The organism is Nitrospira sp., assembly GCA_015709715.1.
GTDB lineage: Bacteria > Nitrospirota > Nitrospiria > Nitrospirales > Nitrospiraceae > Nitrospira_A.
In genome coordinates, this window is sequence record CP054184.1 from 1295697 (window position 1) to 1308035 (window position 12339).

The window sequence follows — 12339 nt, forward strand, 5'->3', positions numbered from 1 at the left end:
ACATGCGTCTGGGACTCTTGGGCGGTAGCTTCAATCCAATCCATTGGTGTCACCTTTCCATTGCGCAAGCCACCCGAGAGGTGCTCGACCTGGACCAGATCCTCTTCATCCCCGCCGGTGCCCCCCCGCACAAGCAACCCGGTTCTCTTGCCCCCGCCGCCCACCGGTACGAAATGGTCCGTTTGGCCATTCAGGACGTTCCCCATTTTGGACTGAGTGATCTCGAAATCCGGCGCGAAGGCAAATCCTACTCGATCGATACCATTCGAGCCATCCAGCGCCACTATGGAGCCGATACCGCGCTGTTTTTCATCATCGGACTCGATGCCTTCTTGGATCTGCCCTCGTGGAAAGAAGCTCAGACGCTGCTCGAAACCTGTCACTTTGTAGTCATCTCACGCCCCTCCACCGCCTTTTGCAGCTTAGCCGCTATCCCGCTGTTTCGGAGCATCCCGGAAGCGCTGCTACGCGACCTCGACGCCGGCATCCGAGACCGGGCCGACGTCCCCATTCCCGATGGGCACACGCTCACCTTTCTCCGCCTCCCTCCCTGCGACATCTCCGCGTCCGAGATCAGACGACGCCTACAAGCGGGAGAGTCGCTGGCAAATTTGTTGCCCACCCCTGTCGAATCCTATATACTTCGCGAGGGTTTATACAGGGAGGCCGGCGATCGCACTCGAAGCAAAGGCTAAGGCTCTCGCAATCGCGAGCGCCATCTTGGACAAGAAAGCCACCGATGTTCTCATCCTGCATATCGCCAAACTGACCTCTGTCGCCGACTACTTGGTCATCGGGTCCGGAGAGTCAGAACGTCAAGCTCGGGCTATCGCCGACCACGTGAGCGACCTGTTGACCGAGCAAGGCGAGGCCCCCCTCAGTGTGGAAGGCGCATCACGAGCCCAATGGATCGTGATGGACTTCGGTGACGTCGTGGTACATGTCTTTCAAAAGGACATTCGTGAACATTACGCCCTCGAACGGCTATGGGGCGATGCCGGACAGGTCCGATTGCCGGAGGAGCGCGTCGTAAAGCCTCCCCGCGCCCGGCGGACTGCCACTCGTCCGGCTCGTACCAGGAAACGGGTCTAGAATGTTCCGCCTGCTCTCGACCATCTTCCTCGTCAGCCTCGGCATCTTTCTCTACAGTTACTTCCGTGAGCTCAATCCTGGAACCGTGGCCATTCGAACCAGCCCGGACGCGCTGTTTGAATTGAGCCCCGTGACGTTGGTGCTCCTCTCCATAGCGCTGGGTGCCGTCCTGGTCACGCTGATTGTGACGATCAAGGAAACCTCCCACGTTTTCATGAACTGGAGGACGAACCGGCTGGTCCGGCGCAAAGAGAAAGTCGACGCGCTGCACCGAGACGGGACCCACGCCTTTATGTCGAAACGCACAGCCGATGCCGTACGCTTATTCGAACGAGCGCTGGTCATCGATCCCAACCGGACAGACTCCCTTTTGTGGCTTGGCAACATCTATCGCTCGGAGAGCAACTTTACCGAGGCCATCCGCCTGCACCAGCAGGCCCATCGCATCGAGGAACGAAACGTCGAAATCTTGCTCGAATTGGCCAAAGATTTGGAAGGGGCGCGACGGTATGAGGACGCACTGCAAACCCTCCAGGACATCCTGCGCCTCGAACCCGATAACCTCATGGCCCTGATCAGGAAACGTGACCTCTACATTCGACTCGAGAAATGGAGCGATGCCCTGGAGATTCAGCACCGCCTGGCCAAAGCCCATCTCCCGGAAAGTGAACGGCGGACGGAGGCCAACCTCCTGCTGGGATGCACGTATGAGGTCGGGCGGCAGCTCTTGGAACGGGGGCATCCCGACAAGGCCCGTCGCTATTTTCGTGGCGCCATCAAAAAAGATCGCACGTTTTTGCCGGCGTACATCGGACTGGGAGAAATTCTCGTCCGGGAAGGCAAAACCAAGAACGCCGTCGAGATCCTGAAGAAGATCTACGCCAAGACCCGCAGTGTCATCATCCTCCACCGGCTGGAGGAATTGTTCCTTGAACTCGGAGAGCCGGATGAGATCATTCGGGTCTACCAAGAGGCTCTGCAGCAGGACCCCCATAACACCGTCATTCAGTTTTATCTTGGTAAGCTATATTACCGCCTGGAAATGGTGGATGAGGCCTACGACATTCTGTCCACGCTCGACAGCACCCACGAACAACTGGTGGACTACCACAAGATCATGGCGAACCTGTACCTGCGCAAGCAGCACATGGATGAAGCCGTAGGTGAACTCAAGAAGGCCTTGGGCTTCCGAAAACGCGTCGTGGTTCCCTATCTCTGCACTCAATGCCATCATGAAATCGCCGAGTGGTCCGGACGTTGCCGACGCTGTGGACGCTGGAACACCTATGTAGCCTTGCCCTGGCTCGACGCCAACAAGCCCGAAGCTGAACGAGACGGGTCAACCGCTAGAATCCGTGCCGTGCCTTATCAGGGCATTGCATCTCCTTTTGAAACCGTGTAGGGTTTTCCCGCCGTTTTTATCTATCGCCAAGCTCGCATGCTGCCCTTCGCCGTACCAGATGGGAGCAGTCGTTTGTCTTTTTGAGGAGTTGCGTGCATGACTGATTTCAAGATCTTAGCCGACAAAGCGTTGCGTGACGAAGCTCTCAGCCGGGAGGAAAGCCTTTCCGTCCTCCAAGCTCCGGATTCGCGGTTACTGGAACTCCTCCAGGCTGCCTTCCAGGTCCGCGAGCGCTATTTCGGCAAGACCGTCCGACTGCAAATGCTGCTCAATGCCAAAAGCGGCGCCTGTCAGGAGGACTGCCACTATTGTTCCCAGTCTGCCGTCTCGACGGCCCCGATTGAACGATATGGCTTACTCCCCCTGGAAAACATGCTGACGGGCGCGCGCCGGGCAGCCGCGGCCAAGGCTCAACGCTACTGCATCGTCATCAGCGGACGCAGCCCGCTCGATCGCGAAGTGGCCGACATCGCCACCGCTGTCCGTACCATCAAACAGCAGGTTCCCATTCAGATTTGCTGCTCTCTCGGCCTGCTGAACGAACGCCAAGCGAAGGATTTAAAGGCTGCCGGTGTCGACCGGATCAATCACAATTTGAACACCAGCGAAGCGTATCACCCCTCCATCTGTACGACCCACACCTTCCAGGATCGACTGGCCACCCTCCAGCATGCGCGGACGGCCGGACTGGAAATCTGCTCCGGCGGCATCGTCGGTATGGGGGAGCGCGACGAGGATCTCGTCGACTTGGCCCTAGCGCTGCGAGCCGTGAAGCCGGAATCCATCCCGCTCAACACCTTGCACCCTGCGTCAGGGACGCCGTTGGAGCACTGTGATACCCTCACTCCGCAGCGCTGCCTGAAAGCCCTCTGTCTCTTCCGTTTCCTCAACCCACGGACGGAAATCCGCATTGCCGGTGGCCGCGAGCGTAATCTGCGCAGCCTCCAGCCCCTCGCGCTGTACCCGGCGGACTCGGTCTTCGTTGATGGGTACCTCACGACACCGGGCCAGCCGGCTGCTGAGGTCTGGCGGATGATCGAGGATCTCGGATTCGAAATTGAGGCAGACCATCAGCCGGCCGCTCCCTCCTCGGTGGAGGCTCCGCAGCCTGCGGTTCAGCTTCATTCGTAACGCAAGCCGTCGATGAGCGGCTGCCTGGCCGCCCAGCGTGCCGGCCACAGCCCCGCCACGAGGGCTGCGGCCAAGGCCATGAGGGCTATCTCTGCGGTCAGCCCGAACGGCCACGAGAGCTGAATCGTCCAACCAAACGACTGCCGATTGATCACACGGATCAGGATCCACGCCAGGGCGAACCCTCCAACGAGCCCCATCGCGGTCCCCAACAAACCCAAATAGCCGGCCTCCCACAAAATCAACGCGGTAACCTGCCCTGGACTGCCGCCGATAGCCTGCAGCGTCGCCAGCTCTCGACGTCGCTCTACCACCGAGGTTACGAGGGTGTTGACAATGCCAAGCATGGCGATAATCACCGCTATCGCCTCTAAGACATAGGTGAGGGCGAAGGTCCGATCGAAAATCCGTAGGATCTCGCGGCGCAGTTCGGCATTGCTGAGCACGATCGGAGCAAACGCCGAGTGGGGGACACGGGCCAAGGTCTCCTCAAGGGCGCCCCGAGCTTGTTCCAGATCCGAACCGGGGTTGGTATAGACAGGAAACACTGTCACCGCCGTATCCTTCCACCATCGATGGTAGAGCGCCCTGTCCATGACGATCTTACCCCCATCGGTTGCATAGTCGAAAAATACTCCTAAGACCGTCACCATCTGTTCCCCAGCCGGAGTCATGACGGACAGGCGGTCTTCCGTGGTCACCCTCAAGGCATTGGCCAGCACCTCTGAGACAATGACCCCATCACCGGCTGCGGCACGACGCAAAATCGTCGAGGGGTCGCCGTCTATAAAGAGATATCTGCTTCGTGCGGCGTGGAGGGCCAGATCCCTTGACACCAGGGCGATCGAACGTCCCTGAATTTCAATCCGAACGTCTCGGTAGGTGTCCACGGCGGACACATGCTCCGTCTCGGCGAGCCGCGCCTGCCACGCAAAAGGTAGGGTGGTCCCCTCTGCCCCCTCCTGCCCCACATGGGGCCAGCCGGCCGGCGCCACGATGAAATCAGCCATGACTGTCTGATTGATCCAGATTTCCACGGTTGCGCGAAAGCTCCGAATCATCACCATCACACCGACCATGATCGCCACCCCCACCAGAAAGGCGGAGACGGTCACCGCATTGCGCCCGATTCCCCTCACGGTTTGCTCACGGGCGATATGGCGAATGGCTCCTCCCAGATTGGGAGCAGCATCCCCACCCCCCAGTCGGCGAGTCCGACACACTTGCTGGATCAATACCGGTACCAGACAAGACAAGCCCGCCAAGATACAGAATGTTGCCAGGTATCCGAACACCGGAACGCCGCCGATCGGTTCCAGGAATAGGGAGCCGGCTGCGATCAGGAGAAGCAGCAACCCTGCCTTCGTCATCGCGGTAACGCGCACATGTTGCGCCACGTCATAGGCACCCTGGGCCAGGGCGGCCACGACGACCGTCCGACCGGCATCCAGGCTGGGGCCAAGCGCCCCGCACAGAGACACAACACTGCCGATCAACAACGCTTCCTGTAACAGCGAAGCAGCTGCGGCCAACCCTTGCCACACCTGGGGCACAGTCCCCAGCGGAACGTAAAGGTCCTGAATGGTCCTCCCAACCAACCCCACGAGCACATGGCCCAGAGCCAAACCTAACCCACCACCGATCGCGCCTCCTGCCAATCCGAGCAGGCCCGCTTCAGCCAGGAAGAGTCCCGCGACCATGGCTTCAGACATCCCGATTGCTCGCAAAATCCCTACCTCGCGGCGCCGTTGCGCCACGGCAAAGGCGATCGTGTTGTATATCAGGAAGGTGCCCACTAACAGCCCCACCATGCTGAGCACCGACAGGTTCATTTGAAACGCCCGAACCATGGCCTCGACCTGCCGGCTGCGCTGAATCGGGCGACGAACAGTGACTGCCGGCGGGGCAACCTGCCTCACTGCCTCGGCAACCGCTTCGACAGAGACCGCTTTATCCGTGATCACATCGATCCGGTCTAAACGACCGATCAGGTCGAAAGTTCGCTGAGCGACTGCAATGTCCATCACGGCGATCCGATCCCACGCGGACAGAGCCCCGACGGGCCTGTTCATGATCGCCGCTACGGACAGGGTCAGCTCACGGTTCCCGTGGTCGACAAGGATCTGCTGGCCCACCTTCACCCCCAGCTCCAGGGCAAGAGCGTGCCCCAGCAGCAGCCCCTCGGGAGCGAAGAGCTCCCCCAGCCCATCCGTTTCGTCATCTATGCTCGATAGCGTCGCGGGAATGCGGCCCTGCCTCGTCCCTAGTTCCTCCAGTAGATCCAGTCCAAGCACGGTCAAGGATCGGATGCGGCCATCCGACTGCACCGTACGCACACTCACCTCCAAGACCGGCCGCGTCGACTCGACTCCGGCAACTTCTCGGACTCGTCGGATGAAGCGCTCATCCATCCCCCCTGCCCCGCCCGATACTTGAAGCGTGACGGGACCCGCCACGGTCAGGACCGACTCCTCGAACGAACGCAGCACGTTCACATTGGCGGTCTGAACGGCAACCGTCGCGGCGACCCCCAACCCAACTCCAAGGATCGTAAGCAGGGTCCGACCACGATGGGTAGTGACATGGATCCATCCGAGACGAAAGAACACAAAGATCCAAGTAACTGGTACACTTCTCATGAGACAGCTAGCTGACCGAGTGGTGTAGTAATTGTTTTTACAGATTTACCCAGGTATGCTAGGATTACTAACAGTAGAATTTGGGACACAATCTCATGGCAACACGCAAACGAGTTCGGTCCAAGAAAGTTAGCGGATCCCGAAAGTCCCTCTCCCCGACCAAGCCCGCACGCACCGCGCAACCAGCCCGGACGACGAAGCCGAGCGGAAAACGGTCAGATGGGTTAACCCCCCGTCAGAAGGAAATTCTGAAACTGGTTTCGCAGGGTTACACGAACCGCGACATTGCAGGCCGGCTGGAGATCAGCGTGCGCACAGTGGAAGTGCACCGCTTCAATTTGATGCGGCGGTTGAAGGTTCGAAATGTAGCCCAGTTGCTCCGCCAGGCATTGCAACACGGCTTTCTCCCGAAAAACTTCGCATTCAAGTAACGGGTCCCAGAGTGGGGAACTCGTCGACTCAGAGTTCTCTGAGTTTTCCCCGACAGGCCTCAAGCGACACGAACTCTCTGCTCGTCAGTTCGTGAACCAGCTCTTTTTCCAATCGGTCGAACACAGCCACGCCTTCTTCAACCAACGCGGTTCCGACTTGAACCGCTGAGGCCCCACAGAGCACATGTTCGAAGGCATCGACGCCCCGAACCACGCCACCGGTCCCAATGATGGGAATCCGCCCGTCCAGTAGTTTCCAGAAAGCCCTTACATTGGCCAATGCGACAGGTTTGATCATAGCCCCACCCAAGCCGCCGAAGCCGCCTTTTGGCTTGATCACCGGTGTTTGTCGTTGCGGGTCGATGACCAATCCGTTCCCGACTGAGTTGATGAGGTTCAAGTAATCCACGCCGCAGCGCCGAATCACATCCGCCATCACCGCATGGTGGGCGGGGTCGAAGTACGGAGGCAGCTTCACCCCCATGGGCACTGAAATCAAGGGGCGAACGCGCCGGAGCAGCCGCTCGGAGTCGACCGGATCATAGGCAATCTGTGGTTTTCCGGGAATATTCGGGCAGGAGAGGTTGACTTCAATCAGGTCCGGTCTCGCCTGATCAATGGCGCGCGCCATGGTCAGGAAATCATCTTCACACAGTCCCGCAATACTGGCAATCACCGGCTTCCCGAACCGAGCCAATTCGGGGATGAGGTCTGCGTAGGCGCGATAGCCAAGATTGGGCAACCCCATGGAGTTGATGGACCCGCCGGGAAACCCATAATACCGCGGTTCGGGATTGCCCCCACGCGGTTCCAGCGTCATGGACTTCGTCACGATCGCCCCTGCCTGCGAGCGGCCGAGGGCCAAGAGTTCTTCGCGCGTGACGCATAGCGCGCCGGAGGCATTCATGAAACAGGTCGGAAATTTCACTCCCGCAATCGTGACGCTGAGATCCATTCTGCTCCTTTCGGTCTGACATCCGGTGTGGTGCGGTTCACCAGTCGGCCGTCCCGCATGTGCCAGATATAATCCGCAGCAGCCGCCGCGGCTTCGCTATGGGTCACCAGGAGAACCGACTGTCCGAATCGCTCAGGCAGGGCACGAAAGAGTGCCACAATCTCGGCGCCCTGAGTTGAGTCGAGATTGCCGGTCGGTTCATCCGCTAGGATCAGTCGGGGACGATGCACGATTGCGCGCGCGATGGCCACACGCTGCTGCTCCCCTCCCGACAGTTCGCTGGGCCGGTGTCGACGGCGGGTCTCCATCCCCACACTCTGCAGCACCTCGTCTACACGGGACATCACGTGCCTTCCCTGATCGCCGTTCAGCAGCAGCGGAAGGCTCACATTCTCCTCAACCGTCAAGCCTGGGATAAGATGAAACGCCTGAAACACGATCCCGATGAATTCACGCCGAAGACGAGTCCACTCGGCTGCTCCGGCCTGGGTCATCGGCCGGTCTCCAATCGCAATGGTACCGGCAGTCGGATGATCCAATCCCCCAATGAGATTGAGCAACGTGCTTTTTCCACATCCGCTCGGCCCGACGAAGGCACAGAACTCCCCTTCGCCGATATCCAACGTCACATTGTGCAGCGCTCGCACCACCGAGGAGCCATGGCGATATTCCTTCGTCAGGTTTTGGACGCGCGCCACCCGTTGCGGAGAATCGTGCATGACGGCGTATAACACAGCCACGGCTCCCCTACAACCTTGACAGATCAGGGGGGTTTTCCGTACAAGACGAAGGGCATCGTTAACGGAGGGTCCGCATCGTGGCCTTGATGTTCGATCTCATTCGACGGGCTTCCCGCTTGCTCCTCCCCTCGGATTGCACGACCTGTGGACAGGCGCTTTCGAGCGACCCTACGCCGTTCTTCTGTCGAGACTGTTGGGCCCACATTCGGCCGATTCAGGGTCCTGGTTGCTCCCGATGCCGGCGCCCATTTGCATCCGAAGTCGCGACGGTATTTAGCCCAACCCACGAATGCCATGACTGCCGAACCCGACTCCCTCGCTATACCCGGGTGTGGGCCCCCTATGCCTACCGATCGCCATTACGGGAGGCCATCGCTCTGTTCAAATATCATCGAAAAGTTGCCTTGGCCCGCTCACTCGGCATACTCCTGATCCAAGCCCTGCCGGCACAGCTGGAGACCGATCTGATTATGCCGATCCCGCTCCATCCGAACAGGCTGCGTGAAAGAGAATTCAACCAATCCCTTCTCCTCGCGGATTACGTCAGCCCCATCCTGCAACGACCGGTATCCTATCGAAACTTGGTGCGGGTCGTCGATACCAATCCGCAGACTACCCTTTCCCGCTCCGCTCGACTCCGCAACCTCCGGAAGGCCTTCGCCCTCAAGAATCCCGGTGAAGTGCGTGGGCGCATTATTTTACTCGTTGATGACGTGTTCACCACAGGAACCACCGCCGACGAATGCGCGAGCGTCTTGCTCAATGCGCAGGCACGCGAAGTCAAAGTCCTCACCTTGGCACGGTCGATCGATGGCGATCTCTTTCAGGACGCGAACCCTCTGCCGATGATTCCCACTGCCCACCTGGAAGGAAGAGCCTAACCATGCCGATCTACGAGTATCGCTGTCGGCAATGCAAGCGACGCACAACACGTCTCGTGTTGAGTCTCAGCAATCCACCGCAACTTTCCTGCGACTACTGTCACAGCCCCGCCTTGGAACGAATCATGTCTCGTTTCGCCTCCCCCAAATCCGAAGAAGCTCGACTCGAAGCCCTTGCCGATCCCGGCAATCTGGCGGGGCTGGACGAGAGCGACCCGCAAAGCATGGCGCGCTTCATGAAAAAAATGGGGAAAGAAATGGGAGAAGACCTGGGCGACGACTTTGAAGGGGCACTGGAAGGGGAAGAGCTCCCTCCATCAACAATGGACAGTGGTGACATCGATTGACAAGCAATGTCATGAATATTCACTTGACAGGATTGCCTTGGTCTCCTACCATCGCTCCGAGAATGGATAGGCAGCAGGTTTCTATGGCTCCGTTTTTTTCACAGCTGTGTGCCCATGACCACCGACCACAAGAACGAGCTGCTCACGGTGGCGGAAACCTGCCGTTATCTGAAGATCAGCCCCCGTACGCTCTATCGCTATATTCAGGAGCGCCAACTCCCCGGTTTCAAGCTGGGAAAGGAGTGGCGGTTCGCACGGACCGATTTGGAGCGATGGCTCCGCGAACGGATGGGGCCGCCCTCGCAGCCATGATCGGAGAACGACGCTGATGTTCGCAGGGGAATATCTCTGCAAAGTTGATGAGAAGGGACGATTTTCGATTCCCTCGCCGCTTCGTGAGCACCTCGAGGCGGAGGGCAACCAGGTGATGTTCCTGAGAAATGCCGAACAGTCACTCTGGCTCTATTCCGCCAAGGAATGGCAAAAGGTCTTGGAACGAACCAAAACGACTCTAGATGAGGATCAGAGCCGCCTCTTCATGCATTTCGTGGTGTCAGAAGCCGGCATGTCGGAAATCGACAAAGCGGGCCGTGTCCTCATCCCCGGCAAACTCCGCAAACTGGTGCCGGTCGACGATGATCAAGAAATCATCCTGGTTGGGTTGTATCACCGCCTGGAGGTTTGGAATCCAGCTGAATGGCGACGGTACATCTCCAAGACGGAAGACCGTTACGAACAGAACATGGCGAAGATTCTTAATCTTCTCTGACGGGCCACCTTGCGCCGCCTACCTCTCTCTCGACGGGGTCCCCTTCCGATTCGCGCCACTTCTTTCCGAACAGCGTCTGGCAAGCCGGTTGGGGTGCCCAAGACTTCCGTGTCACCTAGGTCCGTTGTTCCCCCTGAGGTCTCGCCCCCCTCGTATCCGACCAATAGGACGGATGGCTCGCAGGTCACGGCGGACGCCATCCGGTTGATTCTCCCCATTCCACCCAGCGTGAACCATCAATACGCCACCGTTAATGGTCGCCGGCTCCTCTCGGCAAAAGGACGGGCGTTCAAAGCACTGGTTGGACAACAAACTCTCGTTACACTTGCCCAATCGGCCCATCGTGCTACGCTAACGCGTGCCCTCCACCACGCCGATCTGGCGCTGTCGATTCACTTCTTTTTTGCGTCTCCGCTCCGCCGCGACACGGATGGAGGACTCAAGATCGCACAAGACGCCCTTTGTGAAGCATTGGGAGTGAACGACAACCGGGTGGTGGAAACCCATCTCTACAAACATCAGGATCGCGACCAGCCGCGCATGGAGATACGCTTGTCTGTCATCTCCTCTGATTCACAGCAAATGCAACATACCGGCAACCTGGTCAGGATCCTCTCTGGTGATCCCGCAGGCTCGGAGCAGGCCTCGCGCCGTTGAGCGGGACTCCACGGGCGAACCCGCGTCTTCGCAACACGAGAGAGCATGGCGAACCGACCGATTACCATCGATCAACTCCAGACAGGTATGTTCGTCGTCAAACTGGACGTAGCTTGGTTCCGCTCGCCATTCTTTCGGCATTCCTTCTTGATTCGGACGACCGAGCAAATCGACAAATTACGACGGGCAGGCGTCAAGCGATTGCAGATCGACCCGGCACGGGGCCTGGACCTCTCGGACCGCCCAGCGGCACCTTTGCCGCCTCCGCCGGGATCACTCGCCCACCTCGCAAAGACTCCCACCGAGGGTCGGACGGAGGTACGGTCGCTCGCGATGATGGCCGAGGAGCTGCAAGCCGCCCGGGCCGCCCGCGATCAACTCCAACGCTCGGTGCAATCGACGTTTTCACGGATTGCGGAAACCGGCGCCGTGGACTCGGAAGATGCCAAGCATCGGGTCCACGAGATCAGCGCGGTCGCTCAAACCCTGACCACACACGCCCTCTTCATCGCCCTCAGCCAGGGTCGGAACGAACATGAACCGCTCAGTCAACATGCCCTGGCTACCTGCAGTTTTTCGATGATCCTGGCCCATGCGGCGGCGTACGATCTCCTGTCCATATTGGATTTAGCCACAGGAGCCTTGCTGCACGACATCGGTCTCTTGCAGACGCCGGCGGCGATTCTTCGGCGGGTCGCCGCCACCTCCGCCATCCTGTCCGAACAAGAACAAAAAACTTACGAAGGGCACGCGCGTGCGGGGGCCATTATGCTGGAGCGCCAAGGAGGGTTTACACCGGTCGTCGAACAGATCGTGGCGGAGCACCATGCCTATTTGAACGGAACCGGATTTCCCGCCGAAACCCGCGGCGCCTTCACCTCCCCGATGACCCGCATCGTCATGGTGGCGGATCGCTACGATGAATTGCTCGCCGGTTTCGGGGGCGCCTCTCCCTTGACGCCTCACCAATCCCTTCAGCGGCTTTACCAGGAGGGGCAGGATGGGCGATACGACGTATCCTTGATCTCCCTCTTCGTCAAGACGATGGGAATCTATCCCGTCTATAGCTTCGTCGAACTGACCACCGGTGAGCGGGCCATCGTCAGTGTCATCAACACGAAGAAATTGCACCAGCCCATCATCACCGTCACGCATGATCCGGTAGGCGAACCCTATGTCGTCCCGCTGGTGCTCGACCTTGCCAATCAGGATGCGCAGGCACCGGCCCGAGGCATTCGATCCGTCCTCGGAACCGTCCCCGAAGGATTCGAGCGCGCGGCTCCATAGCCCGCGCC

The 12339-nt window shown here is 59.2% G+C and carries 14 protein-coding genes; 11 read left to right on the forward strand and 3 right to left on the reverse strand.

The window, feature by feature from the left end; all coding sequences use genetic code 11:
* Positions 1 to 2 precede the first annotated feature (2 nt).
* The 4 genes from nadD to bioB all read left to right on the forward strand — a co-directional run bounded on the left by nadD (position 3) and on the right by bioB (position 3625).
* Positions 3 to 695, forward strand: coding sequence for a nicotinate (nicotinamide) nucleotide adenylyltransferase (gene nadD, locus HRU82_06150; GenBank protein QOJ34556.1), 693 nt, complete (start codon positions 3 to 5; stop codon positions 693 to 695).
* Entirely contained in the window at positions 673 to 1092 is a 420-nt protein-coding gene (gene rsfS, locus HRU82_06155) for a ribosome silencing factor (protein QOJ37125.1), read from the forward strand. The genes nadD and rsfS overlap by 23 nt, the downstream gene beginning before the upstream one ends.
* A 1-nt stretch (position 1093) precedes the next feature.
* The gene (locus HRU82_06160) at positions 1094 to 2494 is read left to right on the forward strand and encodes a tetratricopeptide repeat protein (protein QOJ34557.1); all 1401 of its coding nucleotides are present in this window, start codon (positions 1094 to 1096) and stop codon (positions 2492 to 2494) included.
* A gap of 96 nt (positions 2495 to 2590) precedes the next feature.
* A complete protein-coding gene (gene bioB, locus HRU82_06165; protein QOJ34558.1) occupies positions 2591 to 3625 on the forward strand; it encodes a biotin synthase BioB in 1035 nt (344 codons plus the stop codon).
* On the opposite strand, the gene HRU82_06170 is transcribed toward bioB, so the two are convergent.
* Positions 3616 to 6264, reverse strand: coding sequence for an ABC transporter permease (locus tag HRU82_06170; GenBank protein QOJ34559.1), 2649 nt, complete (start codon positions 6262 to 6264; stop codon positions 3616 to 3618). The genes bioB and HRU82_06170 overlap by 10 nt on opposite strands.
* Before the next feature lie 95 nt (positions 6265 to 6359).
* Between HRU82_06170 and HRU82_06175 the strand changes: the two genes are divergently transcribed.
* Positions 6360 to 6695: a response regulator transcription factor gene (locus HRU82_06175; GenBank protein ID QOJ34560.1), complete on the forward strand. Its 336-nt coding sequence runs from the start codon at positions 6360 to 6362 to the stop codon at positions 6693 to 6695.
* Positions 6696 to 6723: 28 nt separating this feature from the next.
* Here the strand turns inward: HRU82_06175 and HRU82_06180 are convergent, their stop codons facing one another.
* Complete coding sequence (locus HRU82_06180) at positions 6724 to 7650, reverse strand: dihydroorotate oxidase (GenBank protein ID QOJ34561.1); 927 nt, start codon at positions 7648 to 7650, stop codon at positions 6724 to 6726.
* Complete coding sequence (locus tag HRU82_06185; protein ID QOJ34562.1) at positions 7620 to 8390, reverse strand: ABC transporter ATP-binding protein; 771 nt, start codon at positions 8388 to 8390, stop codon at positions 7620 to 7622. The genes HRU82_06180 and HRU82_06185 overlap by 31 nt, the downstream gene beginning before the upstream one ends.
* Before the next feature lie 404 nt (positions 8391 to 8794).
* Here HRU82_06185 and HRU82_06190 point away from each other — a divergent pair, with 404 nt between their 5' ends.
* The 6 genes from HRU82_06190 (at position 8795) to HRU82_06215 (ending at position 12331) form a co-directional block, all read left to right on the forward strand.
* Positions 8795 to 9271, forward strand: a complete 477-nt coding sequence (locus HRU82_06190) for a ComF family protein (GenBank protein QOJ34563.1) — start codon at positions 8795 to 8797, stop codon at positions 9269 to 9271.
* A 2-nt stretch (positions 9272 to 9273) separates the two neighbouring features.
* Positions 9274 to 9618: a zinc ribbon domain-containing protein gene (locus tag HRU82_06195; protein ID QOJ34564.1), complete on the forward strand. Its 345-nt coding sequence runs from the start codon at positions 9274 to 9276 to the stop codon at positions 9616 to 9618.
* A gap of 114 nt (positions 9619 to 9732) precedes the next feature.
* Positions 9733 to 9930: a helix-turn-helix domain-containing protein gene (locus tag HRU82_06200; GenBank protein ID QOJ34565.1), complete on the forward strand. Its 198-nt coding sequence runs from the start codon at positions 9733 to 9735 to the stop codon at positions 9928 to 9930.
* A gap of 16 nt (positions 9931 to 9946) precedes the next feature.
* Positions 9947 to 10387: a hypothetical protein gene (locus HRU82_06205; protein ID QOJ34566.1), complete on the forward strand. Its 441-nt coding sequence runs from the start codon at positions 9947 to 9949 to the stop codon at positions 10385 to 10387.
* Between the two features lie 198 nt (positions 10388 to 10585).
* Positions 10586 to 11044, forward strand: a complete 459-nt coding sequence (locus HRU82_06210) for a RusA family crossover junction endodeoxyribonuclease (GenBank protein QOJ37126.1) — start codon at positions 10586 to 10588, stop codon at positions 11042 to 11044.
* Positions 11045 to 11089: 45 nt separating this feature from the next.
* Complete coding sequence (locus tag HRU82_06215; GenBank protein ID QOJ34567.1) at positions 11090 to 12331, forward strand: DUF3391 domain-containing protein; 1242 nt, start codon at positions 11090 to 11092, stop codon at positions 12329 to 12331.
* The last annotated feature ends 8 nt before the right edge of the window (positions 12332 to 12339 follow it).